We start from the raw sequence: 26,411 nt of genomic DNA, 5'->3' as shown, positions 1-26,411 counted from the left end.
CACCGTGGCGCAGCGCGTCGTGTCCTTCGACGAGGCCGAACCGCGCTCTGCTCGCCGCGGTTCCAGCTATAGCAACGCGCGCTCCCGGCGCGGTCGGACAGCGATCGCGCCCGCGGCGACGAACGGCGGCGCCGTCGCGGCGCGGCCTGCGAACGGCTCAGCGGCCGCAGGTGCTCTCGACCACGATGCGCTGGATCCGCTCGACCTCGGCTTGCGCGGCGGCGCGGGTTTCGCTGCGGCCGAAGCGCAGCGCCGACTCGGCCTCGCGCAGGCGCTGCTTCCAGTTCTCGCACAGGCTCTGGTCGGGAATGCGCTGACACTGGTCGGTCACCATCTGGCAGGCCACGCCGGCGCCGCTGGCGGTGGTGCCCAGGCCGGTGGTCTGCAGCGGCGCGCAGCGTTGCGGCGGGTTGCCGTCGTCGCTGAGGTAGCGTCCGTTGTCGTAGGTGCGGCATTCGAACAGCGCCGGCGGCGGCAACCGGTCGGCATCGGCGATTGCCTGTTTGGGCGCGGCCGGCGCCGGCTTGGGCGCGGGCTTGGTCACCGACGGCAGCTGCGAGGACACCGGCGGGTGCGGCGAGGGATTGGCCTGCGGGATCGGCGCCACCGGCGCAGTGATGAAGGTCGGCGGCGCGGACGAGCTGGGCGCGCCTTCGATCACTCGCTTCTCCTGCTGGCTGCCCTTGGGGCAGGGCGTGTCGTTCTGCACCGTCAGCTGGCCGAGCGCGTCGGTGCAGCGATAGATCGTGACCTTGCCTTGGGCGGCAACGCCGGCGCTGGCCAGCAACAGAACGGGCAGGGACCACCACACTCGCATCAGTACGCTCCGCAATCGGTATTCAGGCGCGCGTCGATGCCGCGCTGTTGCTCGACGATCTGCGCGCGCTCGCTCTGCAGCGCGCTGTTGTATCGCCGGTCGAGTTGATAGCGCCGGTCGCGCAGGCGCGCGCACACGTCCTGCTGCGGCAGCGCATGGCATTCGTCGCGGGCCAGGGTGTTGCCGCCGTAGAGCACGCCGTAGCCGTGGCCGTGGCGCGGCAGGCGCGCATCCGGGTCGCCCAGCCGCGGCGGCGGCGCGCCGACCCGGTCGCCGAGCGGATTGCGCGAGGGATAGGCCGGATAGCCCAGCGACCACATCGGCAGCCAGCGCGGATTGCCCTCGGAGGTATCGCTGGTATAGCGCTCGCCGTCCGGGGTGACGCATTCGTACATCGGCCGCGGCGGCTGTATCACCAGTACCCGCGGTCGCGGCGCGGCCGCGGTCGGCGCGGGGGCGGCCGCGGGTTGTACCGCCGTCGGCGGTCGCGGCGGCGGGTCGACCGGACGCAGCATGGTCTGGGTCTGCTGGCGCTGACCGGAGGCGCAGGGCGTATCGCGCAGGGTCAGCCGGCCCTGCGCATCGGTGCAGCGATAGATCGTCACCTCGGCGGCGCCGGCCGACGCGGCGGCGCAGCACAGCGCGAGCGCGGTGAGCGAACGAGAGCGGAAGGCGCGGCCGGGCGACATGCGCGCATCTTGCGCCAGCCGCGCGCAGGACGAAAGCGGCGTCGCGGTCCGGCGGCGGTCGAGCGCGCGGTTCAGGCGCGCAGCACTTCGCCGGTGAGCGCGACCCGGATCGGGGTCGGTGCGGCCAGGCCGCCGGTTTCGCCGGCGCAGACGCCGTCGCTGAGCGCGATCAGGGCCGGGTCGAGCTCGCCGCGGCGGAACGCCGGCGGCTGCCCGCTGAGGTTGGCGCTGGTCGATACCAGCGGCTGCGCGCAGGCCTGGCACAGCGCGCGCGCCTGCGGGTGCGCGGTCAGCCGCACCGCGACGCTGGCGTGGACGCCGCGGATCCAGGCCGGCACCGCCGCGGTCGCCGGCACTGCCCAGGTGTTGGGGCCGGGCCAACTGGCCAGCACCGCCTCGCGTCGCGCCGCCGGCAAGGCCTCCCAGTCGACCCAAGCGTCGAGCTGGGCGAGTTCGGCGGCGATCAGGATCACGCCCTTGTCGAGCGGGCGTTGCTTGATCGCCAACAGCCGCCGCACCGCGGCCTGGTCGCGCGGATCGCAGCCGATGCCCCACACCGCCTCGGTCGGATAGATCACCACCCCGCCGCGGCGCAGCGTTTCGGCGGCGGCGGCGAGCGAGAGGTCGGCGACGGTCATGGCGGCTCCGCGAAGTTCAGCCGCGAGTGTCGCATGCGCGCGGCGACGGCGGCGCGCGCCGCCGTCGCCGCGGCCGGTCAATGGCCGTGGTGGGCGTGCTCGCCGGCGGCCGGACGCGCCGAGGCCGGCAGGCGCACGTCGATCGCGTGCGAACGGTTGCCGTCCAGCCAGACGTGGTTGCCGGCCAGGCCGGAGCGGGCCTGGAAGCGGCCGCCGTCGGCCGGTTCGCCGATGCGCGCATAGCGCGAGCGGCGGTTGACCTCTTCGCCGAGCCGGCGCGGCCAGTCCGCGACCGAGGTTTCGCCGGCGCGCAGCACGGTCTCGATCTTCTCCGCATCGCTGCCGTCGGCGTTGAACACGCGCAAGGTCACCGAGGTGCCGACCGGGTAGTCGTTGGCCACGGCGAGGTTGCCGGCGTCCTTCCAGCGCGCGTCCTGCGCCGCCAGGACGCTGGTGAAGTTGACGTCCATGCAGGTGTAGAAGGCCTCGGTCGAATCCGAGCGCTGCCAGGTGTTGTAGATCACGTGGCGGCCGCTGCGCGCCGGCAGGGTGCAGGTGATGTGGTAGTTGTTGCCGCTCGACAGCGGCACCCGCGCGCTCTTGCAGAACTGCTGCAGGTCGGCCCAGCGCAGCGGCGAGGCCGGGTTCCAGCCCTGCCGGGTCACGTAGAAGGTCCAGTCCTTGGTCGCGTGCGGCGCGGTGGCGTAGAAGCTGAAGGTATAGCTGGCGCCGGAGCGCAGGGTGGTGGCCTGCCAGTCGGTGCGGATCACGTCGAGGCCGCGGAAGGTCGGGTTGCCGCCGCTGCACAGCTTGCCGTCGGGCACCACGGCCTGGTGATTGCTGTTGGCGTTGGCCTGGTTGATGCCGTTCCAGTCGTAGAACAGCTGCGAGCCGGCCACTTCCCAGGCGGCGCGGCAGGCCGGGTCGGCGGGGTTTTCCTTGTTGCCGAGGTAGCACTTGTAGATGCGGCTTTGCGGGTTGACGAAGCTGCCGTGGGCCCAGGCCGCGGACAGCGGCAGGCCGGCGGCGCACAGCGCAGCCGCGGCGGAGAGCAGGGACAGGCGGAAAGACGAGGACATGGCGGACATGACGACTCCTGACGACGGGATAGGCGAAGGACACCCCCCGGCAGGTCTCGCAGTGGCATGACTCGTGCGCGATTGCGATCGCGTCTGGCGCGGGCCGTCTTGGTCCGCCGCGGCGTTCGCCGCGGGGCCGCAGCCTCGAAGCGGCGATCCTAGAGGCCGTTCCCGATGCGAATCTGTGTCGGCGGTCGCCTGCGCGCGCATGCGCCGGCGCACGGTCGCCGGCGCCGGCGCGTAACCGCGAACCCAGTCACGCCACGGGGGCGGGACTGCGACGCGGTGTCGCTGGCGGGGCGCCGGTGCAGGGTCGTGCCAGGTCGATGCCGGGCGTGGGGCGCGACGCGATGAGGCGGGCGAGGCGAGGACATGTCGCGGTGCCGCCCTGGATCCCCGCTTTCGCGGGGATGACGTGCTGGGGGAGGCGCGCGAAGCCCACCTATTGAGGAGGCGTGGCAAAACCCGCCTACCGTCATGCCCGCGCAAGCGGGCATCCAGAGACTTCAGCGCCATGCTGCGGCGACGCCGGAGCGTGAGGGGTAGGTCGCGGTGCCGTCCTGGATCTCCGTCTGCGCGGGGATGACGTGTCGGGAGAGGGCGTGCGCGCAAACGAAAAGAGCGGACCGAAGTCCGCTCTTTGTCGTTGCAGCGAAGCGAGCTGCCGTTGCGGCGAAGCCAAGCGGCGGCGCGATGCCGCTTACTTGGCCGCCTTCTTGGCCACGGTCTTCTTGGCCGCCTTGCTCGCGGTCTTCTTCGCCGCCTTCTTGGCCGGCGCTTTCTTGGCCGCGGCCTTCTTCGCGGGAGCCTTCTTCGCCGCCGGTTCGGCTACGGTCTTGGCGGCCTTCTTCGCCGCCTTCTTGGCCGGCTCCTTCTTGGCCGCGGTCTTCTTGCCGAAGCGGCCGCGCATCGGCTTGCCGGTCTCTTCCAGCAGCTTGGTCACTTCCTCCAGGGTCAGCGAGGCCGGCTCGCGGTCCTTGGGGATGCGGCCGTTGAGCTTGCCGTCGCTGATGTAGGGGCCGAAGCGGCCGTTGAGGACCTGGATGTCGCTGCCGTCGAACTGCTTGATGATCCGGTTGCGCGCGATCTCTTCCTTTTCTTCGATCAGGAACACCGCCCGCGCCAGGTCGATGGTGTAGGGGTCGTCTTCCTTCTTCAGCGACGCGTAGGTGCTGCCGCGCTTGGCGAACGGGCCGAAGCGGCCGATGCCGACGCTGACTTCCTCGTCGTTGCTCAGGCCCAGCTTGCGCGGCAGCTTGAACAGCTCCAGCGACTCTTCCAGGGTGATGGTGTGCATCGACTGGCCGGGACGCAGCGAGGCGAACTCCAGCTTCTCGTCGGTGTCCTTGTCGCCGATCTGGGCGTAGGGCCCGAACCGGCCCAGGCGCACGCTGACCGGCTTGCCGCTCTTCGGATCGGTGCCGAGTTCGCGCGCGCCGGTGGCCTCGGAGCGGTCGACCGATTCGGTCTTCTCCTCGACCAGTTCCTTGAACGGGCCCCAGAACTTCTCCATCAGCGGCACCCACTCTTCCTCGCCGCGCGAGACGGCGTCGAGCTCGTCCTCCATCTTGGCGGTGAAGTCGTAGTCGACGTAGCGGGTGAAGTGGCTGCTGAGGAACTTGGACACCGCGCGGCCGACGTCGCTGGGACGGAAGCTGCGGCCTTCCATGTCGACGTACTTGCGGAACAGCAGGGTCTGGATGATCGAGGCGTAGGTCGAGGGCCGGCCGATGCCGTATTCCTCCAGCGCCTTGACCAGGGCCGCTTCGGTGAAGCGCGGCGGCGGCTGGGTGAAGTGCTGGTCGGCGTGGATGCGGTCCACCGGCACGCGGTCGCCGGTCTTCATCGCCGGCAGCTTGCGGCCTTCGTCGTCGTCGTCGGCGCCCTTGGCGTCCTTGCCTTCCTCGTACACGGCCAGGAAGCCCGGATCGACTACGGTGGTGCCGGAGGCGCGGAAGCTGTGCTCGCTGCCCGCGGCCAGGTCGACCGAGACCGTGTTGAGCGTGGCCGGCACCATCTGCGAGGCGACCGCGCGCTTCCACACCAGCTCGTAGAGCTTGCGCTCGTCGTCGCTGAGGAAGCGCGAGACCTGCGAGGGGGTGCGCAGCGCCGAGGTCGGGCGCACCGCTTCGTGCGCTTCCTGGGCGTTCTTGGACTTGGTGGTGTAGGCGTTGGGCTTGTCCGGCAGCGCGCGGGTGCCGTAGTCGCGGGCGATCACGTCGCGGATCTCGCCCAGCGCGTCCTGCGACAGGTTGACCGAGTCGGTACGCATGTAGGTGATCAGGCCGACCGTGCCCTCGTCGCCGATCGCCACGCCTTCGTACAGCTTCTGCGCCACCTGCATGGTCTTGCGGGTGGTGAAGCCGAGCTTGCGCGCGGCTTCCTGCTGCAGGGTCGAAGTGGTGAACGGCGGCGCCGGGCGGCGCTTGCGCTCCTTGCTGACCACGTCGGTGACGTGCAGCGCGCCGGCGGCGGCCTTGACCAGGCGCGCGCGCGCGGCCTCGGCGTCGGCGCCGTTGGTGATGGTGAACTGCTCGAACTTCTTGCCGTCCAGCTTGGTCAGCTTGGCGGTGAAGGCCTGGGTGGGATGCGCGCACTCGGCCTCGACGGTCCAGTACTCGCGGGCGACGAAAGCTTCGATCTCCTCCTCGCGCTCGACGATCATGCGCAGCGCCGGCGACTGCACGCGGCCGGCGGACAGGCCGCGCTGGACCTTGCGCCACAGCACCGGCGAGAGGTTGAAGCCGACCAGGTAGTCGAGCGCGCGGCGCGCCTGCTGGGCGTCGACCAGCGGCGCGGCGATGTCGCGCGGCTGGTTCATCGCTTCCTTGATCGCGCGCGGGGTGATCTCGGTGAACACCACCCGGCGCAGCGGCTTGTCTGCGAGCAGGCCGCGCTCGCGCAGGATCTCGGCGATGTGCCAGCTGATCGCTTCGCCTTCGCGGTCCGGGTCGGTCGCCAGGTAGAGGTTGTCGGCGCTCTTGGCCGCCTTGGCGATGGCGTCGACGTGCTTCTCGTTCTTCTCGATGACCGCATAGTCCATCGCGAAGTGGTTGTTCGGATCGACCGCGCCTTCCTTGGGCACCAGGTCGCGGACATGGCCGTAGGAGGCCAGGACGGTGAAATCCTTGCCGAGGTACTTGTTGATCGTCTTGGCCTTGGCGGGCGACTCGACGATGAGGAGGTTCTTGGCCATGGGTACTCCGCAGGACCGCGGGGGCGGCCGCTGCACGACAACGATTGCCTTGACAGACAAGGGGTTAAGAAGGCGACGCCCGCAGCTGCCGGCCGCGGGCGTTCAGGTTTCCTTTTTCTAGTGGAATCATGCGGCGGCTGGGGCTGTCAAGCCCGGCCTCCCGGAACCGCCAATACCTTGGCACTGAAACGGCTCAAGGAGGCGTGACGGCTCGGGGCCCGTTCAGGTAATAGTCCGGCCCCCTCAGCGCGACAGCATCGGCAGCAACGCCAGCATGGCGACGAAGCCGATCGTGAGCAGCCACATCAGCCCGCCCAGGACCAGGACCACGATCGCCACCGGGCCCAGGTCGCGGCGCTGCAGGTCGGGCTGGGCGGTGTAGGCCCAGCGGTCGACCACCTGGGTCTTGGCGATCAGGTCGTGCAGGCCGCGCTTGCGGTCGGTGAAGGCGATCATCAGATAGCCCACGCCGAAGGTGGCATACGACAGCCAGCTGGCCAGCCAGCGGCCGAAGGCGCGGCCGCGGCTCAGGCGGCGGCCGTCGAGGTCGACGGTCTTGATCCCGACCGCGCGCTTGCCCAGGGTGGCCTGCATCGACGAGGACTCGAAGCCGACGTAGTAGGCCAGGCTCAGCGCGCCCATGACCAGGTAGATCCCGCCGACCATCAGCACCATCGCCACTTCCGGGTTGGACATCCACTTCGAGGAAGCGAAGCCCAGCGCCAGCACGAACACGGTCAGGAACATGCTGACCGCGTAGTAGGCGATGCCGATCAGCATCGAGTCGATCAGGTAGGCGGCCAGGCGCTTCCAGAAGCCGACCGCGACCACTTCGTGGCCGTGCACGACCTCGGCGATCTCGTCGACGCCGGCGCGCGGCGCGGCGTAGGGCGAGTCGCCGTCGGCGCCGGTCCGGGCCGACGGCGCGGCCGCGGCCGCGGCCTGGGAGGCCGGCGCGGCGGCGTCGGCCGCGTCCAGGCGCGCTTCGACCGCGGCCGCGACCGGGTCGGCCGGCGCCGGCGCGGCGGGCGCGGCGAAGCCGGGCGAGGCGATCAGCTCGCCGGCCAGCTCGCGCCAGGCCCGCCACTGGGTCAGGCCGTCGCGCCAGACCAGGGTGTCCGCGCCCAGTTCGCCACGCCGGTGCCGTTCGATCATGGCGTCCGCGCCGAGCGGTCCATGTCGGTTGCGGTCGGCGTCGCTGTAATACCACTGGGTCATTGCGCGGATCTCATCGGGCGGGGCGTGGGGCGGGGCGGTCGCGGCTCAGCCGCGGCACTGGGCCGGCAGGAAGCGGTCGGCGATCTCGGAACCGCAGGTCCAGGCGCCGCTGCTGCGGTCGTATTCCTGCCACAGTTTCTTGCCGTCGATCTGGTCGTTGCCGACCCCGCGCAGTTCCAGCTGGATGCCGCAACGGTCGCTGTCCTCGAACTCGCCGATTTCGGCCTTGGCCACGCGCGGGCCGGCGTAGGCGGCGGCCGGCTTGAAACCTTCGCTGGCGTTGTCGGGGCAGGCGTCGTGGGCGGCGACGTATTCGGCGACCTGGATCTTGAGCTGGCTGGAGATCAGCAGGGCCTCGCTGATCTTGGCCCGGTGGGTGTAGTCCTGGTAGGCCGGCAGGGCGATCGCGGCGAGGATGCCGATCACCGGAATCGACAGGGCGGCGAGCACGATCAGCACGATCACGCAGCCGGACAGGCCGCGGCGCGGCGGCGGCGCGGCCGGACGCGCCGGGGACGGGCCGGGACCGGGGGCCTGGTGGGCCTGGGCGCGGTAGGCGTGGCCGGCGCTGGGCGCCTGGGCGTCGCCGCCGGCCATCGGCTGCAGCTGCGCGGGCAATTCCGGCGGCAGGTCCGGCGGCAGCGGCGGCGGATTGGACGAGAGCATGTCCTCGTCCAGGCCGAGTTCGCTCGACAAGCGCTCCAGCGGCTGCCATTCGCGCAGGCCCTCGCGCCACATCAGGGTGTCGCGGCGGATCCGGCCGGCGCGGTAGTGGCCGCGCACGGCGTCGACGTCGATCGGGCCGACGCGACCCTGGGCCGGGTCGTGGTAGTACCAGTTGCTCATTGCCTTCCCCCTGCTTGTGATCGCCGCCGCGGGCCGCCGTCGGGGCGGATGCGGGCGGACGACGGTCCTTGGTGACGTGTCGCCGGCGCAGCCAGCCCGACGCCGCAAAGCGGGCCGGGCCGAGGCGCGGTCGGCGGCGCCGGCGCCTCCCCGGGCGCGCGACGGACGCAAGAAGCTAGCACGACGGCGCACCGCGAAGGCGGTCGCGCCGCAGCAGGGAGGCCGCGCGGGCCGGCGCTCAGTGCACCGGCTCGGGCTCGTCCTCGAACATCTGGGTTTCCATCCAGGCGTAGGCCGCCTCGGAACCGGGCTGGTTGAACAGCACCATCAGCACCACCCACTTGAGGTCGTCCAGGTCGAGTTCGTCCTGGTCCAGGGCCATGGCGCGGTCGAGCACCAGCTCGCGCTGGGCGGCATCGAGGATGCCGTGTTGTTCCAGGAACAGCAGGAAGCCGCGGCACTCGACATCGAGCTTGTCGAGTTCGGGGCCGAAGTAGACCCGGGTCGGGCCGCCCGCGCGCGGCTGGCTGACGCTCGGCCGTTGCTGGGCCAGCGCATCCAGCCATTCGATGGCTTTGTTGATCTCGGCGGGGCTGAAACCGGCCTGGCCCAGTTCGTCGAACAGGGGGCCGCTGCGGAGCGAATCGCGGTCGCGGACCAGGTCCGCATCGTCGGTGAAGTAATGCTCGAACAGGTACAGCAGGACGTCCAGGATGCTCTCTTTCATTTCCCTCGGCCTGCGCCGCATGCGGCGCGGTGGGTCTCACAGGAGTTGCTGATTCACCGTATGACCCGCCGGCAGGAACACCGATACGGATTCAGCGGTTGCGGAAGTAACGGCCATGCTGGGCCGACACGCGACCTTCAAGCTCCATGACCAGCAGCATGGAGGACAGTTCCGCGGCCGTCAATCCGGTGCGCTGGACCAGCAGATCCATACCGGTAGGGTCGTGGCCCAGGGCCTGCCACAAGCGCTGGTAGTCGGGGTCGGCGAATTCCGAACCCGCGGCGACCGCGCGGGGATCCTGCGCGCGGTCCGTGACGGCTTCATGGCCACCGGGTATGGGGGCGGCCAGGCGCCGACGCAAGTCGGCCGCCAGTTCGGCCGCCAGCGGGGCTAGGGCGGCGGCGACCTCGGCCGCGCTTTCGACCAGCCCGGCGCCCTCGCGGATCAGGCGGTGGCAGCCGCGCGCCAGCGGGTTGTGGATCGAGCCCGGCACCGCGAACACCTCGCGCCCGGACTCGGCCGCCAGGCGCGCGGTGATCAGCGCGCCGGAGCGCTCGGCGGCCTCGATCACCAGGGTCGCCAGGCTGAGCCCGGCCAGGATCCGGTTGCGGCTGGGGAAATGCTCCGGCCGGGCCTGGGTGCCGGGCAGGTGCTCGCTGACCACCGCGCCCGCGGCGGCGATGCGCTCGCGCAGCTCGGCGTTGCTGCGCGGGTAAGCCAGGTCCGGGCCGGTGCCGAGCACGGCCACGGTCAGGCCGCCGGCCTCCAGCGCGGCGCGGTGGGCGGCGGTGTCGATGCCGGCCGCCAGGCCGCTGCTGACCGCCAGCCCGGAGCGGGCCAGGGCGCGGGCGAAGTCGGCGGCGTTGTCGCGCCCGCCCGGGGTCGGCGAGCGGCTGCCGACCACGGCCACCGCCGGGTGCCAGAGCAGGCCGGGCTCGCCGGCGACGAACAGGGCCAGCGGCGGGCTGGGCGCGCGCCGCAGCAGCGCCGGGTAGTCCGCCTCGTGCCAGCCGAGCAGGTGGTGGCCGGGCGCCTGCAGCCAGTCCAGGGCGTAAGCCAGCGCCGGCGACGGCGGCGCCTGCAGTCGCTGGATCTGCGTCGGCGACAGTTGCGCCGCCTGCCAGGCGCGCGGCCCGGCGGCGAGCGCGGCGGCAGGGCCGCCATGGGCCTCGAGCAGGGCGCGCCGCGGCGCGCTGGCGCCGGCGGCATCGATCAGGCGCAGCAGCGCGGGCAGGTCGTCGGGGGAGGCGATGGGCATGGGCGGCAGCCTAGCCCGCAAACGACGACGGCGCCCGCAGGCGCCGTCGCGTGATGCTGTCGGAAAACCCCGCGCCGTGCGGGGTGTCCGGACTCAGTACGGCGAGTCGGGGTGCTTGAGCTCGTAGCCGACCTTGGTCGGGCGCACGCCGTCCATGATCAGGGCGTAGCTGACCTTGTCGAAGGTGCGGAACACCATCGCGTGGCCGGCAAACTCGTCCGGCAGACGCACCCGCGAGTGCTTGCCGAACAGGTCTTCGGCGCGGTCGGCGCCGATCTTGACCCGGTCCGGAGCGCTGCTGCCGACGCGCCAGGTCGAGAACACGGTGCCGTTGTCGATGCCGTCGCGGGCGCCGACCGACAGCGCGATCACGTCGCGCGGGCCGCCGTGCTTGACCAGGTCGGCCACCGCCAGGACCTGGGCCCGGCCGTAGTCGAACTGGGCCTTGGGCGGGTGCGGGAAGAACTGCAGGTCGTAGGGCTGCGCTTCGACCGGGATCAGGCGGTCGCCAACCCGGATCTCGCGATGGGTGGTGTCGACCACCAGGGTGCTGGCCTGCATGCCGCCCACGGCGCCGCGGCTGAGGGTGCCGGTGGCGACCTGGACCAGCTCGTAGCCGAGCAGCTCGCGGCCCTTGTCCGGCACCACCACGTCGGTCCAGATGGCTTCGAAATCGACCGTGCGCTTGCCGCGGAAGTCGAGGTCGGCGGCGCGCATGATGTCGCAGCAGGCCACGCGATCCAGGCGGGTGTAGCGCTGGCTCGGGCGGACCACGGCGTAGCGGGTGCCGGGGCTCTGCTCGGGCAGGTTCTTGATGTAGGCGACCTGGCCCTGGCTGACGCGCAGGCGGTCTTCCTCGAGGCCGACCACGTAGGGCAGCTGCTCGAACTCGTCGACCACGCGCAGGTTCTTCAGGAACGGCTCGATCTCCGACAGCGGGATGCCGCTGATCGGGGCCTCCTGGCGCGGACCCGGCTTGACCTGGGCGGCGACCCGGTCCAGATACGCCAGGGAGATCACGTCGCCCGGGTAGATCAGGTGCGGGTTCTTGATCTGCGGGTTGGCCTGCCAGATTTCCGGCCACAGCCACGGCCGCTTCAGGAAGCGGGCCGAGATATCCCACAGGGTGTCGCCCCGCTTGACCACGTAGGTGTCGGGGTGGTCGCCGCGCAGTTCCGCCGCAATGGCGTACGTGGCGACAGTCAGCAACGCGGCGGCGAAAACCGCGCGGATCGGTTTAAACATGGCGGCCATCTACCTGATTCCCCTTCAGGGTGCCCTAAGCGGGCACCCGGACTATAGCCCAGAAGCTGCGTAACGTTAGCAGGCCTTTGCAGCCTATAACGGGGGTACAATGCAACCAAAGCTTGCGTATGTGACCCACGCCCCCATTTTTTGACGCCATGGCCCTTCTTCCCATCCTCGAGTTCCCCGATCCGCGCCTGCGCACCAAGGCCGTTGCGGTCGACCCCGCGCGCGTTACCGAGCCCGAGTTCCAGCAACTGCTCGATAGCATGTTCGAGACCATGTACGAGTGCCCGGGCATCGGTCTGGCGGCGAGCCAGGTCGACGTGCACCAGCGCTTCATGGTCATCGACGTGTCGGAGGATAAGAGCCGGCCGCAGGTGTTCGTCAACCCGCAGATCGTCGCCAAGTCCGGCGAGCAGGTCTACCAGGAAGGCTGCCTGTCGGTGCCCGGCATCTTCGCCGACGTGACCCGCGCCAACGAGATCACCGTGCAGGCGATCGGCCGCGACGGCCAGCCGTTCGAGCTGAGCACCGACGGCCTGCTCGCGGTCTGCATCCAGCACGAAATGGACCACCTCGACGGCAAGCTGTTCGTCGATTACCTGTCCCCGCTCAAGCGCGAGATGGTGCGCAAGAAGCTGGCCAAGCAGAAGCGCTTGTCGGCGTAATCGCCGGGAATCGGGAATAGGGAATGGGGAATCGGCGTCGCGACTTGGCGTTGCGGCGGGTCTCCGTTCCCTTTTTCGTTTCCGTTCCATCGATTCTGCATTAGCGACGCGTGTGCCTTGGCGGCGGCGTTCGAGCCGCCGTAGCGCCTTTCCGATTCCCCACTCCCCATTCCCCATTCCCGCCCCATGCGCCTGATCTTCGCCGGTACTCCCGAATTCGCCGTTCCCTGCCTGCGCGCCGCGGCGCTCAAGGGCGAGATCGTCGGCGTGTACACGCAGCCGGACCGGCCGGCCGGGCGCGGGCGCGAGCTGGCGATTTCGCCGGTCAAGCGCGAGGCGCTGCTGCGCGGGTTTCCGGTGCTGCAGCCGGAGAACTTCAAGTCCCGGGTCTCGCGCGAAGCGCTGGCGGCGCTCAAGCCCGACCTGATGATCGTGGTCGCCTACGGCCTGATCCTGCCGCAGTCGGTGCTCGACATCCCGACCTACGGCTGCTGGAACGTGCATGCTTCCTTGCTGCCGCGCTGGCGCGGCGCGGCGCCGATCCAGCGCGCGATCGAAGCCGGCGACCGCGAGAGCGGCGTGTGCCTGATGCAGATGGAGAAAGGCCTGGACACCGGCCCGGTGCTGCTGTCGGCCAAGCTGGCGATCGGCGACAACGAGACCGGCGGGCAGTTGCACGACCGCCTGGCCGAGCTCGGCGCGGAAGTGCTCGGCGACGGCCTCGGCCTGGCCCGCGCGGAACTGTTCCCGCGGCCGTGGGTGCAGCCGGAGCAGGGCGTGACCTATGCGCACAAGCTCGACAAGGCCGAGGCGCGGCTGGACTGGAATCAGCCGGCGATCGCGCTGGCGAACAAGGTGCGCGCATTCAATCCCTGGCCGATGGCCGATGCGCTGATCGCCGGCGAGCGCGTGCGCGTGCACGGCGCGGCGGCGCTGGCGCAGGCCCACGCTGCCGCGCCCGGCACGGTGCTCGGCGCCGGCCGCGACGGCATCGATGTCGCCTGCGGCGAGGGCGTCCTGCGCATCCGCGTGTTGCAACGCGACGGCGGCAAGGCGATCACCGCCGCCGATTACCTCAACGGTCGTCGCGACCTGCTGGCGGTGAGCTGACATGAGCCAAGACCACGATCCGGAAAAGCCGCCGCGCCGCCCGCCCGGCCGTCGCCCCTCGCTGGCCGACGAACCGGCCGCCGCGCCCAAGCCGGCCGCCAAGCCCGCGCTCAAGCCGCTGCCTTCGCCCGATCCTTATGCCAAGGCGCGCCGCGCCGGCGCGACGGGCGAGGGCGAATCGTCGCGTTCCGCGCGTCCGGCCCGTGCGCCGACGAGGGCGGGCGCTGCGGATCGGCCAGGCTCCTACCGGCCAAGCTCCGACAGGCCAAGCTCCGACCGGCCAGCCTCCGACCGGCCAGCCTCCGACCGGCGCGGCAGCGAACGGCGCGAAGGCGGCAAGTTCGGCGCCGAGCGGCGCGATGCCGGCCGCCGCGACGGTGCGCCGCGCCGCGACGGCGATGCGCCGCGTGCGCGCCCTGCGCGCGCCGCCGGCGAACGCGACGAACGTCCGCGCCGCAGCGGGCCCGAACGCGATCGGCCGCGTCCCGGCCGCGCCGACGGCGACGGCTCGCGCCGCGCGCCGCGTCCCGGCGCCTCGCGTCCCGGATCGCAGCGCGGCCCGCGCTCCGCCTCCGAACGCTCCGATCGCGCGCGTCCGGCCGCGGCCGCCGCGGCCGAGCGCCATCCCGCCCGCGGCGCCGCCCGCGATCTGCCGCCGGCCGACGCCGGCAGCGGCGTGCAGACCCGCGCCCTGGCCGCGCGCGTGCTCGACGCGGTGCTGCACCGCGGCCGCTCGCTCAAGGCCGAGCTGGCGCTGAGCCTGCCGGCGTTGCGCGACCCGCGCGACCGCGCCCTGGTCGAGGCGATCTGCTTCGCCGTGCTGCGCCAGCCGCTGCGTTACGAGCGCACCCTCGAAGCCTGGATGCCGCGGCCGCCGTCGGCGCGCGACGGCGAACTGCGCGCCCTGCTCTACGTCGGCCTGGCCCAGCTCGATCCGCTGCGCCTGCCCGAACACGCCGCGCTGGCGGCGACGGTCGAAGCCGCGCGCGCGCTCGGCCATCCGCACCAGGCCGGCCTGGTCAACGCGCTGCTGCGCCGCGCCCAGCGCGACGGCCTGCCGGCGCTGGACCCGACCCATTCGCACTGGCCGAGCTGGCTGCGCGGACGCCTGCGCCGCGACTGGCCGCAGCAGTACGCCGAAATCCTCGCCGCCAGCGCGCTGCCGCCGCCGATGTGGCTGCGGGTCAATGCGCAGCGCGAAACCGCCGCGGCCTATCTCGCGCGCCTGGCCGAGGCCGGGGTCGAGGCCAGCGCCGGCCCCGGCGTAGCGGTGCGTCTGGAGCACGCGCTGCCGGTCGCGGCGCTGCCCGGTTTCGACGACGGCCTGGTCTCGGTCCAGGACCTGTCGGCGCAGCAGGTCGCCGACGCGCTGGCGCCGCCGCCCGGCGCGCGCGTGCTCGACGCCTGCGCCGCGCCCGGCGGCAAGAGCGCGCACCTGCTCGAACGCGACCCGCAACTGCGCCTGACCGCGCTCGACATCGATGCCGCGCGGTTGCGCCGGGTCGAGGACACGCTGCGCCGGCTCGGCCTGTCCGAGCGCGCGCGACTGCGCGCCGCCGACGCCGCCGAACCGGCGGCGTGGTGGGACGGCCAGGCCTTCGACGCGATCGTGCTCGACGCGCCGTGCTCGGCCACCGGCATCGTCCGCCGCCAGCCCGACGTGGTCCTGCATCGGCGCGAAACCGACCTGACCGCCCTGGTCGCGGTGCAGGCGCGCCTGCTCGACGCGCTGTGGACCACCCTGGCGCCGGGCGGCAGCCTGCTGTACGCGACCTGCTCGATCCTGCACGACGAGAACGAGGGCCAGGTGCGCGCGTTCCTGGCCCGCACCGCCGATGCGCGGATCGAGCCGCTGGACGCGCGCTACGGCCACGACCGCGAGGTCGGCCGCCAGCGCCTGCCCGGCGAAGACGGCGGCGACGGCTTCTTCTACGCCCGCCTGCGCCGCGCCGGCTGAGGATCGACGCCGGCCGGCCGATGAGGGCCAGCCGATGAGGGTTGGTCAATGGGGGCCGGCCGACGATGGCCGGCCGGCGATTGCGGGTCGCAGACACGATTCCGACGTTCCGGTAACGAATTCCTCAGCCCGGGCCTGGATAATGCCGCCCGGTCGACGCCGGCCGCGGCCGGGCGTCGCGGCCATCCGCCCCTCCACCCGGCCTGAACGGCCTCGTATCATTCGCGCATGTTCAAGACCCTCCGCTCCCAGCAAGCCTGGCTGTTCTGGATCGTCGCCTGGCTTGTCCTCGGGGCCGGCCTGGGCCTGCGCGACCCCTGGCCCGCCGACGAACCGCGTTTCGCCCTGGTCGCCAAGCAGATGGTCGAGAGCGGCCAGTGGCTGTTCCCGCACCGCGGCACCGAGCTGTACTCGGACAAGCCGCCGTTGTTCATGTGGACCGAGGCGGTCTCGTTCCTGATCACCCAGAACTGGCGCATCGCCTTCCTGCTGCCGTCGCTGCTGGCGGCGATGGGCACGCTGTGGTGCGTGGTCGACCTGGGCCGCCGGCTGTGGACCCGTCAGGTCGGCTACTACGCCGGCTGGGCGCTGCTGCTGACCCTGCACTTCGCCTACCAGGCCAAGAAGGCGCAGATCGACCCGTCGGTGGTGTTCTGGATCACCTTCGCCAACTACGGCCTGCTGCGCCATCTGCTGACCGGGCCGAACTGGCGCTGGTGGGCGCTGGGCTGGTTCGCCGCCGGCATCGGCACGATCACCAAGGGCGTGGGCGCGATCGCCCTGCTGATGCTGGCGCCGGTGGCGCTGGCCGCGTTGCTGCGGCCGCTGCGCGCGCGCGACGGCGGCGGCCTGCTGGCCTGGGCCGCGATGCCGGTGCGCGCCGGCATCGGCAACCCGCGTTTCTGGCTCGGCCCGCTGGCGTTCGTGGCCGCGGTGTCGCTGTGGATCGTGCCGATGGTGACCACCGCGCTGTCCAACGACGACCCCAGCTACCGCGCCTATCTCAACGACATCCTGTTCCGCCAGACCGCGGGGCGCTATTCCAACTCCTGGGACCACCACCAGCCGGCCTGGTACCACCTCGGGGTGATGCTGTCGATGTGGCTGCCGCCGATGCTGGCGCTGCCGTGGGCGCTGCCGGCCTGGCGCCGGCGCCTGCGCCGGATCGATCCGCGCTACCTGCTGCCGCTGGCCTGGTGGGCGCTGGTGATCGTGTTCTTCTCGATTCCGCACGGCAAGCGCGACGTCTACATCCTGCCGGCGCTGCCGATGGCCTGCTTGATGTTCGCGCCGCTGCTGCCGGGCATCGTGCGCAAGCTGTGGCCGCGGCGCATCGCCCTGGGCTTCGCCGCGGCGCTGACCTTCGCCCTGCTCGGGGTCGGCCTGTCGATGTGGTTCGGCGACCCCAAGTTCGAGGCCAAGCTGATCGCCGAGCGCGGCTTCACCGACGGCGGCCGCCAGCTGGAGGCGGCGATCCTGGCGATCGGCGCCTGGGGCCTGGCTTCGCTGCTGTGGTTCGGCCGCCGCCGGCCGATCCACGCCATGGCCTCGACCCTGTGCGGGCTGTGGGTGCTGTACGGCCTGCTGGTCACGCCGGTGCTCAACGATTCCTCTTCGGCGCGCGGAGTGATGGTCAACGTCGCGCAGCGCATCGGCCCGCAGGCCGAGCTCGGCCTGGTCGCGTGGAAGGAGCAGAACCTGCTGCAAAGCCGCTCCGACACCACCACCTTCGGCTTCGTCATGGGCTGGGCCAAGCAACTCGAGCACGGCCTGGCCTGGCAGAAGCAGGCGCCCGGCCGGCGCTGGCTGCTGGTGCAGGAGCCGGCGCTGCCCGACTGCGTCGACCGCAGCCGGATCGAACTGGGCGGGCGCGCCAACCGGCGCGTGTGGTGGCTGGTGCCCTACGCCGCCCGCGCGGACTGTCCGGCCGCGCCGGCGGTGCATCCGCACGAAGACGATCCGGATTGAGCGTGACGTCCGGCCCGATCGCCGTTTCCGCCGCGTCCTGGCCCGGCAACGAGTCGCCGCGCCAGCGCTGGGCCCGGCATGCGCTGGAAGCCGGCCTGCTGTGCCTGCCGGCGTTGCTGGTCGCCACGCCCTGGGGCCTGTCGCCGTTCACCGCGTTCGCCCTGTTGGCCCTGGTCCTGGCGCCCGGGCGCCTGGCCGCCGGCTGGCGCGAACTGGGCGGATCGCTGCGGCTGCTGTGGTGGCTGGTGTTGGGCGTGGTCGCGGTGGCGGTGGTGTCCAAGTTCCAGTTCGATGTGCGTTGGCGCGAAATCGACAACCGCCTGCGCCTGCTGACCCTGCCGTTCTTCGCCCTGATGGTGTACGCCTACCGGCCGTCGCGGCGCTGGCTGTGGCGCGGCGCGTTGTTGGGGCTGGCGGGCGGTTTCCTGATCGCGCTGATCCAGGTCGGCAGCGGCGCCGACCGCGCCGCCGGCTGGACCGCGAACGCGATCGTGTTCGCCGACGCGCTGATCGGCGTGGTGGTGATCGCGGTCTACTGCCGTCCCTCCGGCGAACTGCTGTGGACCACCGTCGCCTGCGCGCTCGGGGTCGGCGCGATCGCGCTCAGCGGCAGCCGCGGGGTCTGGCCGGGCCTGGCCCTGGTGCTGCTGGTCGGCTTGCTGGTCAGCGGCGGCCGCGCGCGCAAGCTCAGCTGGGCGATGCTGGCCGCGCTGGTGCTGGCCGCGGCGGCCGCGGTGTGGGTCGCGCCGCTGGCCGAGCAGACCCGCATGCACGAGCTGCGCACCGACGTCGACCGTCTGCGCGAAGGCGATGCCGAGTCCTCGCTGGGCGCGCGCCTGACCCTGCTGCGCCTGGCCGGCGAGACCTTCGCCGAGCATCCGCTCAGCGGCATCGGCGTGGGCCGTTTCGAAGAGGTGGTGCTGGCGACCCCGCAATGCCGGCCGCCGGCGCCGCGGATCGGTTTCTGCAAGCTCGGCCATGCCCACAGCGACCTGGCCGAGTGGGCCGCGACCATGGGCGCGCCCGGCCTGCTGGCGGTGCTGGCGATCTACCTGGTGCCGCTGGCGCTGTTCGCGCGCCGGTTGCGCGAACGCGTGGCCGGGCGCGCGCGCAGCGCGGCCCTGGCCGGATTGGTGTTGATCCTGGTCTACCTGGCCTGCGGCCTGACCCAGTCGATGTTCGCCCACCAGCTGATCGCGTCGTTCTTCGCCATCGCGGTCGGCGTGCTGTACGGCTTCGCCCTGCGCGAGTCGGACGAGGAAGACTGCGACGCCCTGCGCTGAGACGTGCGGCCGAGCAGGCTCCTGTAGGAGCGGCGTAAGCCGCGACCGCGATGTTTCGGTCTCGCCGCGTATGCGCCTGCCGGACCCGTGCACGTCGCGACCGTGCTCACCGGTCTGGCGCCGAACCCGCGCCCGCCTCAATCCCGCCGCGGCGTAGTCACCGGTTGCCCGTTCTGCAGCAGCCACAGCATCACCGTCTTCTGCCGCACGTAGTTGGCGCGCACATAGGCGTAGACCAGGCCGTGCCAGCCGTCGAGGAAGCCGCCGCGCAGCAGATAGCCGCGCCAGAACCGCCACGCCGGCGCCAGCACCAGCTTGGCCAGGGTCGCGCGCTTGCCGCGGGCGTAGTCGTGCTCGGCCATCATCCGCGCGTAGCGCTCGGTCTTGGCCAGCTGTTGCTCCAGCGAGCGATACGGGTAGTGGATCAGGTCGCCGCGCAGGGTCGCGACCGCGCCGTCGACGCTGGCTGCTTCGTGCACCTCGCGCTTGCCGCGCCAGCCGCCGCGGCGGCGGTCGAACAGGCGCAGCACCCGGTCGGGGTAGGCGTTGCCGTGGCGCAGGAACCTGCCGAAATAATCCGACAGGCGGGCGAAGCGATAGCCGGCGGCGTCGGCGAAGCCGCGCGCGCGCGCCGCCTCGATCGCCGCGCGCAGTTCCTCGCTGACCCGCTCGTCCGCGTCCAGGCACAGCACCCAGTCGTGCGCGGCCTGTTCGATCGCGAACTGCTTCTGGCTGCGGAAGCCGTCGAAGGCCCGTTGCAGCACCCGCGCGCCGGCCGCCTGGGCGATCGCCGCGGTGGCGTCGCGCGAATGCGAATCCACCACCAGCACCTCGTCGCAGAACGCCAGCGAGGCGATGCAGTCGCCGATCCGGTCGGCCTCGTCGAAAGCGATGATGCAGGCCGACAGGCGCGGACGTTCGGCGGCGGGCGAGGGCGTGTCGATGGCGAAGGTCCGGGGCGGCGGGAGGGGACGCGGGAGCTGGGCGTCAGGATACTCCGGGGGCCGGAAACGAGTGCAGTGGAACGAGTGGACAGGCGCGGGGAAGCGAGTCCCGGGCCGGGCTTTCTCTGGTTCCTCGTTCCTCTAAACTCGTTCCTGGCTCCCCAGCGCTCCAGCCATGTCCGATTACCTGCTCTTCGCCACCGAACGCTACGCCCTGCCGATCCTGCAGCCGCTGGCGGAGGCGTTGCACGCGCAGGGGCACGTCGCCCATGCCTGGTTCGCCGACGGCGCCGCCGGCTCGGCCCTGCCGGCGCCGGTGCGGCGGTTGGCGCCGGGGCGCGAGGGCTTGCGCGCGGCGGTGGCGCTCAAGCCGCGCGCGGTGTTCAGTGCCGCCAACTGGGTGCCGCCGTTCATCGCCGGGGCCAAGGTGCAGTTGTTCCATGGCTTCAACGTCGAAAAGCGCGACGACGCGCGCGGCCACTTCCGCGTGCGCGGCCTGTTCGACCTGTATTGCACCCAGGGCCCGGCGACCACCGCGCCGTTCCGCGCCCTGGCCGAGCAGGCCGGGCATTTCGCCGTGGTCGAGACCGGCTGGCCCAAGCTCGATCCGCTGTTCCGCGACGACGACGGCAGCGCCGCGCAACTGCGCGCGCGCGCCGGCGGCCGGCCGGTGGTGCTGTTCGCCTCGACCTTCACCGAGCGGCTCAGCGCCGCGCCGCACCTGCTCGAGGCGATCGCCGCGCAGGTCGCCGCCGGCGAGCGCTACTGGCTGCTGACCCTGCATCCCAAGTGCGCGCCGGAACTGTTCGAGCGCTACCGCGCCCTGCAGGGCGCGAACGCGCACTTCGTCGAGACCGAGCAACTGGTCGCGGCCCAGCGCGCCGCCGACGTGCTGCTCGCCGATACCACCTCGGTGGTGTCGGAGTTCGTGGTCCAGCGCAAGCCGGTGGTGACCTTCCGCAACCGCGCGCCCAAGCCGCACATGCTGGATTTCGCCGATCCGGCGCAGTTGCCCGGGCAACTGGCGCGCGCGTTCGCGCCGGACGCGTCGCTGCAGGCGGCGATCGACGCCTACGCCGAGCAGATCCATCCCTACCGCGACGGCCGCTCCTCGCAGCGGGTCATCGCCGCCACCGACAACCTGCTCGCCGGCCGCCTCGGCCGCCTGCGCAAGCGCCCGTTCACCGCCTTGCTGCGCGGCCTGCAGATCCGCCGCGAACTGGGCTATTGGGGGCCGACGGGGTGAGCGGCGAGCGGGCTAACTCGCTTTCGCTCACGACTCCCCGCTTCTCCCCAACAGCCACAACCGGATCGTCTTCTGCCGCGCCGTATACGCGGTGACATAGGCGTAGACCAGGCCCGGCCAGCCGTCGAGGAAGCCGCCGCGCAACAGGTAGCCGCGCCAGAAGCGCCAGGCCGGCGACAGCACCAGGCGCGCCAGCGAGGCGCGTTTGCCGCGGGCGTGGTCGTGCTCGGCCATCATCTGCGCGTAGCGCCGGCCTTTGGCCAGTTGGTGTTCGAACGAACGGAACGGGCGGTGCAGCAGGTCGCCGCGCAGGGTCGCGACCGCGCCGTCGACGCTGGCGCTTTCGTGCACTTCGCGGTCGCCGCGCCAGCCGCCGCGGCGGCGGTCGAACAGGCGCAGCTTGCGGTCGGGGTAGGCGTTGCCGTGGCGCAGGTAGCGGCCGAAGTACTCCGAGCGGCGGGCGAAGCGGTAGCCGGCCGCCGCGGCGAAGCCGCCGTCGCGGGCGCGCTCGATCGCCGCGCGCAAGCGCTCGTCGATGCGCTCGTCGGCATCCACGCACAGCACCCAGTCGTGCGCGGCCTGTTCGACCGCGTACTGCTTCTGGCTGCGGAAACCGTCGAACGGCCGGTGCAGCACCCGCGCGCCGAAGCCGCGCGCGATCTCGACCGTGGCGTCGCGCGAGCCCGAGTCGACCACCAGGATCTCGTCGCAGAACGCCAGCGAGGCCAGGCAATCGCCGATCCGGTCGGCTTCGTCGCAGGCGATCACCGTCGCCGACAGCGTCGGGCGGCGCGAAGAACTGGCATGGTCCGGTAACGGCATCGTCGTATTCGCAGGTCAAGGTGGGCGCGCCGCAACCGCGGGACGCGCAAACCGATGATGGCGCGGACGCGTTGCGGCTTGATTGCTCCGCCGCCGCTTCCGTGACGACGTGCCGCCATGACCCCATCGCCCGCCGCCAGCGTCGTGTTCACCACCTACAACCAGCCGGCCTGGCTGGAGAAGGTGCTGTTGGGCTTCGCCGCGCAGAGCCGGCGCGATTTCGAGATCCTGGTCGCCGACGACGGCAGCGGCGAGGAAACCCGCGCATGCATCGAGCGCCTGCGGCCGCAGCTGCCGATGCCGCTGCGCCACCTGTGGCAGCCCGACCAGGGCTTCCGCAAATGCCAGGCGCTGAACATGGCGATCCGCGCCAGCGCCGCCGACTATCTGATCTTCACCGACGGCGATTGCATCCCGCGCGCCGACTTCGTCGCCACCCATCTGCGCCTGCGCCGCCCCGGCCGGTTCCTGTCCGGCGGCTATCACAAGCTGCCGATGGAGACGAGCCGGCGCATCGACGGCGACGACATCGCCGCCGGCCGTTGCTTCGACGCGCACTGGCTGCGCGCGCACGGCATGCCGGCCACGCGCCGCGATCTCAAACTGACGGCGCCGCCGCGGCTGGCCTGGTTGCTGGACCAGGTCAGCCCGGCGCGGGCGAGCTGGAACGGCCACGGCGCCTCGGGCTGGAAGCGCGACATCCTGGCCGTCAACGGCTTCGACGAGCGCATGCGCTACGGCGGCCAGGACCGCGAATTCGGCGAACGGCTGGAGAACGCCGGCGTGCGCGGCATCCGCATCCGCCATCGCGCGATCGTGGTCCACCTGGACCATCCGCGCGGCTACGCCAGCGCCGAGAGCATCGCCTTCAATCGCGCCCTGCGCGCGCAGACCCGGCGCCAGCGCCTGGCCTGGACCGAGCACGGCCTGCAGCAACAACCGCAGCCGGACGCGGCGGCGGTCGACGGCCTCGGTGCGGCCTGGCCGCAGCCGGCCGGCTGAGTTCCGCCGTCCGGGCGTCTCGGCGGCGCGCGCTCACCAACGCAGCGGGCGCCGCGCCAGCACCGCGGCCAGTTCGGCGTACAGCCGCCGCGCTTCGGCTTCGGGCAGGAAACGGATCCGCAACGGCGGCCCCAGCGCGCCGGCGCCGGCGGTGTCCAGCCACAGGGTCGCGGTGCCGCAGCGGCGGTCGATCGGCGAGCGGGTGATCTGCAAGGCCTGCAGCTTGTCGAGTTCGGCGAAACGCCAATAGCGCCGCCACCAGCCTTCGCGCACCGCGACCAACTGCGCATCGACGGCGTAGCCGATCCGGCGCGCGCGGCGCTGGGCCTTGAACGCCGCCCACGGCAGCCACAGCAGCGCCAGCGCGCTCAAGATTCCGACCTGCCAGTACAGCGCGAACGCCGCCAGCGCGACCCAGGGCAGGTCGGGCAGGAACAGTCGCCACCAAGCCGCGTCCGGCAGCGGCCGCCACGGCAGCCGCTCCAGCTGCGCGCCCGGCAACAGCCGGTCGACCAGGGCGTCGCAGACCGGCAGCGGCGCGATCGGCGCCAGCTCCTTGAGCGCGCGGCCGTCGTCCTGGTCGCCGGCGCCGACCGTGTCCACCGCCAGCCGGCGCCGCGCCAACAGGCGGTGCAGCAGGCCTTCCTCCAGGGTCCAGGCCTGGATGCGCCGGCGCGGCACGGTGGTGCGCCAGCGCCCGAGCAGACCGCGTTCGGCGGTCAGGCGGCGGCCGTGTTCGCTGAGTTCGAAGCCGTAATAGCGCAGCACCGCCAGCGCCACCGACAGCAGCTTGAGCGCGACCGCCAGGGTCAGCGCCAGGATCAGGGCCACGCCGACGTAGCCGAGCGCGTCCAGGTGATAGGACTCGACCCGGCCGAACAGCCAGCGCACCGCCTCGCGCATCAGCCGGCCCGGCACCTTGGCGTTGAAGTCGGGCATGGCCTGGGTCAGCGCGGCGAAGCCGGCGCCGATCAGGACCAGGCCGCCGTCGGAGACCAGCCCCAGCCGCAGCACCTCGGCCGGCGACAGGCGCAGCAGGACCTCGGCCGCCGGCTCGGCCTGGTCCGGCGCGGCCGCGTCGCCGCGCCGCCGCACCAGCGCTTCCAGGGCCAGCGCGTCGGCGAGCTTGAGCACCCGCATCTGCGCCTCCGGCTCCTTGCTGCCAGCCGATTCCAGGCGCACCTCGGCGACCCCGAACAAGCGGTGCAGCACGGTCTGGTGCACGGCCACGTTCTGGATCCGCACGAACGGGATCTCGCGCAGGCTGCGGTTGAACAGCCCGCTGCGCACCACCAGGTGGTTGGCGCCGATGCCGTAGCGATAGGTCAGGTAGCGCCAGATCGACACCACGACCAGCACGCCGACGCCGATCAGCGGCCACAGCTCGTTGCGGTCGCCGCGGCCGAACACCAGCAGGGCGATCAGCGGCACCACGAACTGCTTGAGCTGCTGGATCAGCACGAACAGCCACGACATCGGATGCAGGCGCCGGTCCAGCGCGGCCTCGCCGCGCGGCGCGGCGGGCGGCGACGGAGCGGTCGCGGCGGCGGGCTCGGGCGCGCTCATCAGGCCTCGTCGTCGCTGTCGAGCTGGCGGCCCAGGCGTTCGCGCAGGCGCTCGGCGTCGGCGGCGTCGAGGTGGTCGATCGACACCGCGCTGTGGCGGGTGCCGGCGGTGTGCACGACCAGGGTGGCCAGGTCGCGCAATCGCTGCAGCGGGCCGTGCTTGAGGTCCAGGTGCTGGACCCGGGTCAGCGGCACCAGCGTCTCGCGCTGCCAGGCGACGCCGCGGCGCACCGCGAAACCGTGCGCGTCCAGCCGCCACAGCGTGTTGCGATAACGGCGCAGGCCGATCCAGGTGCCGATGCCGGCGCCGAGCAGGGCGCCGGTGAGCGCGCTGGCGGCGCCGACCAGCAGGCCGCGGGTCAGCACCCCGGCGACCACCCCGGCGATCGCGAACACCACCGCCAGGGAAATGCTGACGTCGATCGTGCACAGCAATTGGGCGCGCGGCGGCAGCTGTTGCCAGCCCTCGTCGGCGGCGGGCGCGTCGATGGCGGGCGCGGGCGCCGGCGGGGCAGGGGAATCGGCGCTGGCGGGCGCGTCGGTCATCGTCGGTCGGCGGCTAGTGCGTGAAGCGCCGAGTGTAGCCGCGACGACGGCCGCGCAGTGCGCGTTGCGGCGCGCTCAGCGCAAGCGGTAGGGATTGTCGTCGCCGTTGCCGGACGGGCGCAGGGTGTAGCGCTTGTAGGTCCACTGGTACTGGGCCGGGTCGCGCCGGGCGATGCGTTCGACTGCGGCGTTGAGGGCGGCGCAGGCGCGTTGCGGATCGGGGTCGGCGATGCCGGCCGGCGCGGCCTCGATGCGCAGCGCGAACGCCGGCTGCTGCGGATGCGCCGGCAGGCGTTCGCAATAGGCGAACAGCACGGTCGCGCCGGTGCGTTCGGCGAGCCGGCCGAGCAGGGTCATGGTCAGCGCCGGCACGCCGAAGAACGGCGCGAACTCGCCGTCGCCGGCCTTGGGCTGCTGGTCGGGCAGGATCCCGACCACGCCGCCGGCGCTGAGCCGTTTCCACAGCTGGCGCACCGCCGCGCCCTCGGCGCGGACCTGGGTCACCCGACCGGTGTCGCTGTCGGCGCGGACCAGGTTGAGGAAGGCCTCGCCGACCGCCGATTCGGGCGGTCGGTACAGGATCGCCAGCGGCGTGCGCGAGGCCAGCCATTGGTTCAGCAGCTCCCAGTTGCCGTAGTGCGGCGCGGCCACGATCAGGCCGCGGCCGGAGGCCAGGGCGGCGTCGAACAGCTCGACCCCGTGCTGCTCGCGCAGCAGCGCCAGGTTCTCGGCATGCGGCCGGGTCCACAGGCGCAGGGTCTCGATCGCCTGGCGCGCGGTGGTGCGGACGATGGCCTGCTGCAGGCGCTCGCGCGGCTCCGGCGCCAGGTCCGGATAGGCCAGCTCCAGGTTGACCCGGGCGACCCGGGCCTCGCGCGCGGCGCGGCGCTGCCATAGCCGGGCCACCGCATCGCCCAGGCCCATCTGCCAGGACCAGGGCAGGCGGCCGAGCGCACCGGCGGCGAGGTAGAGCAAGCGGGCGACGAAACGGGTCATCGCCCCAGTTTAGTAAAAGGGACGGAGGGGGTTAAGCGGGCTTAACCCCCTCCGTCCCTTTAGACTTTCGGGCCCGAACGCCGTGATCCGCCCGTCCACATGCTCAGTCTGATCCAGCGCGTCGCCCAGGCCTCGGTCGTGGTCGACGGCGAAACCGTCGGCGCGATCGGCCCCGGCCTGCTGGCCCTGGTCGGGGTCGAACCCGGCGACGGCGAAGCCCAGATCGCGCGCATGGCCGAACGCCTGCTCGGCTACCGGGTGTTCGCCGACGAGGCCGGGCGGATGAACCGCGGCCTGGCCGACACCGGCGGCGGCCTGCTGCTGGTCAGCCAGTTCACCCTGGCCGCGGACACCAGCAGCGGCATGCGTCCGGGCTTCAGCACCGCGGCCGCGCCGGCCCTGGCTGAACCGCTATTCAACCGGCTGGTCGAAACTTGCCGGGCGCGTCACGCCGGAGGGGTGGAAACCGGCCGCTTCGGTGCCCATATGGTGGTCAGCCTGGTCAACGACGGCCCGGTCACCTTCCTTCTCCGGTCCTAGATCCGTCCCTGCCTGGCCCCGGCCCTCCGGCCGACCCTGGCGGATCTG

The 26,411-nt window shown here is 72.2% G+C and carries 23 protein-coding genes; 8 read left to right on the top strand and 15 right to left on the bottom strand.

Annotation, left to right across the window (positions count from 1 at the left end; genetic code table 11):
* Positions 1-157 precede the first annotated feature (157 nt).
* From K4L06_RS04935 to K4L06_RS04890, 10 genes are all read right to left on the bottom strand, one after another.
* On the bottom strand, positions 158-817 hold the full coding sequence (locus tag K4L06_RS04935; RefSeq protein WP_221670337.1) for a DUF4124 domain-containing protein: 660 nt from the start codon (positions 815-817) through the stop codon (positions 158-160).
* A complete protein-coding gene (locus tag K4L06_RS04930; RefSeq protein ID WP_221670336.1) occupies positions 817-1,506 on the bottom strand; it encodes a DUF4124 domain-containing protein in 690 nt (229 codons plus the stop codon). Before K4L06_RS04930 ends, K4L06_RS04935 begins: the two co-directional genes overlap by 1 nt.
* Positions 1,507-1,577: 71 nt before the next feature.
* The gene (locus K4L06_RS04925) at positions 1,578-2,144 is read right to left on the bottom strand and encodes a Sua5/YciO/YrdC/YwlC family protein (protein ID WP_221670335.1); all 567 of its coding nucleotides are present in this window, start codon (positions 2,142-2,144) and stop codon (positions 1,578-1,580) included.
* A gap of 77 nt (positions 2,145-2,221) precedes the next feature.
* A complete protein-coding gene (locus tag K4L06_RS04920) occupies positions 2,222-3,232 on the bottom strand; it encodes a lytic polysaccharide monooxygenase (RefSeq protein WP_255594989.1) in 1,011 nt (336 codons plus the stop codon).
* A gap of 691 nt (positions 3,233-3,923) precedes the next feature.
* Positions 3,924-6,419 carry a DNA topoisomerase I gene (locus K4L06_RS04915; RefSeq protein ID WP_221670334.1) on the bottom strand — a complete coding sequence of 832 codons (2,496 nt, stop codon included), beginning with the start codon at positions 6,417-6,419 and terminating at the stop codon, positions 3,924-3,926.
* A 243-nt stretch (positions 6,420-6,662) separates the two neighbouring features.
* Complete coding sequence (locus K4L06_RS04910; protein ID WP_221670333.1) at positions 6,663-7,637, bottom strand: RDD family protein; 975 nt, start codon at positions 7,635-7,637, stop codon at positions 6,663-6,665.
* A gap of 45 nt (positions 7,638-7,682) precedes the next feature.
* A complete protein-coding gene (locus K4L06_RS04905; protein ID WP_221670332.1) occupies positions 7,683-8,483 on the bottom strand; it encodes a pilin in 801 nt (266 codons plus the stop codon).
* A gap of 238 nt (positions 8,484-8,721) precedes the next feature.
* Positions 8,722-9,210, bottom strand: a complete 489-nt coding sequence (locus K4L06_RS04900; protein WP_064749151.1) for a DUF494 family protein — start codon at positions 9,208-9,210, stop codon at positions 8,722-8,724.
* A 91-nt stretch (positions 9,211-9,301) separates the two neighbouring features.
* Positions 9,302-10,468: a DNA-processing protein DprA gene (dprA, locus tag K4L06_RS04895; RefSeq protein WP_221670331.1), complete on the bottom strand. Its 1,167-nt coding sequence runs from the start codon at positions 10,466-10,468 to the stop codon at positions 9,302-9,304.
* A gap of 93 nt (positions 10,469-10,561) precedes the next feature.
* Positions 10,562-11,713 (bottom strand): LysM domain-containing protein, encoded by a 1,152-nt coding sequence (locus K4L06_RS04890; RefSeq protein ID WP_221670330.1) that lies wholly within the window; start codon positions 11,711-11,713, stop codon positions 10,562-10,564.
* A 158-nt stretch (positions 11,714-11,871) separates the two neighbouring features.
* On the opposite strand from K4L06_RS04890, the gene def reads away from it, so the two are divergent.
* The 5 genes from def to K4L06_RS04865 all read left to right on the top strand — a co-directional run bounded on the left by def (position 11,872) and on the right by K4L06_RS04865 (position 18,702).
* Complete coding sequence (def, locus tag K4L06_RS04885; RefSeq protein WP_221670329.1) at positions 11,872-12,384, top strand: peptide deformylase; 513 nt, start codon at positions 11,872-11,874, stop codon at positions 12,382-12,384.
* 186 nt (positions 12,385-12,570) lie between these two features.
* Positions 12,571-13,494: a methionyl-tRNA formyltransferase gene (gene fmt, locus K4L06_RS04880; RefSeq protein ID WP_221670328.1), complete on the top strand. Its 924-nt coding sequence runs from the start codon at positions 12,571-12,573 to the stop codon at positions 13,492-13,494.
* A gap of 649 nt (positions 13,495-14,143) precedes the next feature.
* Entirely contained in the window at positions 14,144-15,451 is a 1,308-nt protein-coding gene (gene rsmB, locus K4L06_RS04875; RefSeq protein WP_255595525.1) for a 16S rRNA (cytosine(967)-C(5))-methyltransferase RsmB, read from the top strand.
* Between the two features lie 228 nt (positions 15,452-15,679).
* A complete protein-coding gene (locus K4L06_RS04870; protein ID WP_221670326.1) occupies positions 15,680-17,419 on the top strand; it encodes a glycosyltransferase family 39 protein in 1,740 nt (579 codons plus the stop codon).
* 2 nt (positions 17,420-17,421) lie between these two features.
* Positions 17,422-18,702: an O-antigen ligase family protein gene (locus K4L06_RS04865; RefSeq protein ID WP_221670325.1), complete on the top strand. Its 1,281-nt coding sequence runs from the start codon at positions 17,422-17,424 to the stop codon at positions 18,700-18,702.
* Between the two features lie 137 nt (positions 18,703-18,839).
* Here K4L06_RS04865 and K4L06_RS04860 read toward each other — a convergent pair whose 3' ends face one another.
* Positions 18,840-19,646, bottom strand: a complete 807-nt coding sequence (locus K4L06_RS04860) for a glycosyltransferase family 2 protein (protein WP_221673524.1) — start codon at positions 19,644-19,646, stop codon at positions 18,840-18,842.
* 175 nt (positions 19,647-19,821) lie between these two features.
* Here K4L06_RS04860 and K4L06_RS04855 point away from each other — a divergent pair, with 175 nt between their 5' ends.
* On the top strand, positions 19,822-20,892 hold the full coding sequence (locus K4L06_RS04855) for a CDP-glycerol glycerophosphotransferase family protein (RefSeq protein ID WP_221670324.1): 1,071 nt from the start codon (positions 19,822-19,824) through the stop codon (positions 20,890-20,892).
* Between the two features lie 27 nt (positions 20,893-20,919).
* On the opposite strand, the gene K4L06_RS04850 is transcribed toward K4L06_RS04855, so the two are convergent.
* The gene (locus tag K4L06_RS04850; RefSeq protein WP_221670323.1) at positions 20,920-21,714 is read right to left on the bottom strand and encodes a glycosyltransferase family 2 protein; all 795 of its coding nucleotides are present in this window, start codon (positions 21,712-21,714) and stop codon (positions 20,920-20,922) included.
* Positions 21,715-21,831: 117 nt separating this feature from the next.
* Here K4L06_RS04850 and K4L06_RS04845 point away from each other — a divergent pair, with 117 nt between their 5' ends.
* Complete coding sequence (locus K4L06_RS04845) at positions 21,832-22,716, top strand: glycosyltransferase family 2 protein (protein WP_221670322.1); 885 nt, start codon at positions 21,832-21,834, stop codon at positions 22,714-22,716.
* A 33-nt stretch (positions 22,717-22,749) separates the two neighbouring features.
* On the opposite strand, the gene K4L06_RS04840 is transcribed toward K4L06_RS04845, so the two are convergent.
* The 3 genes from K4L06_RS04840 to K4L06_RS04830 form a co-directional block, all read right to left on the bottom strand.
* Entirely contained in the window at positions 22,750-24,192 is a 1,443-nt protein-coding gene (locus K4L06_RS04840; RefSeq protein WP_255595521.1) for a PH domain-containing protein, read from the bottom strand.
* Between the two features lie 89 nt (positions 24,193-24,281).
* Positions 24,282-24,827, bottom strand: a complete 546-nt coding sequence (locus tag K4L06_RS04835) for a PH domain-containing protein (RefSeq protein ID WP_221670320.1) — start codon at positions 24,825-24,827, stop codon at positions 24,282-24,284.
* A gap of 75 nt (positions 24,828-24,902) precedes the next feature.
* Entirely contained in the window at positions 24,903-25,823 is a 921-nt protein-coding gene (locus K4L06_RS04830) for a lauroyl acyltransferase (protein ID WP_221670319.1), read from the bottom strand.
* Positions 25,824-25,922: 99 nt separating this feature from the next.
* Between K4L06_RS04830 and dtd the strand changes: the two genes are divergently transcribed.
* Positions 25,923-26,363, top strand: a complete 441-nt coding sequence (gene dtd / locus K4L06_RS04825) for a D-aminoacyl-tRNA deacylase (protein ID WP_221670318.1) — start codon at positions 25,923-25,925, stop codon at positions 26,361-26,363.
* The last annotated feature ends 48 nt before the right edge of the window (positions 26,364-26,411 follow it).

Source organism: Lysobacter sp. BMK333-48F3 (assembly GCF_019733395.1).
GTDB lineage: Bacteria > Pseudomonadota > Gammaproteobacteria > Xanthomonadales > Xanthomonadaceae > Lysobacter.
The sequence above is the reverse complement of the archived record's forward strand: the minus strand, read 5'-3'. Positions and strand labels throughout refer to the sequence as shown.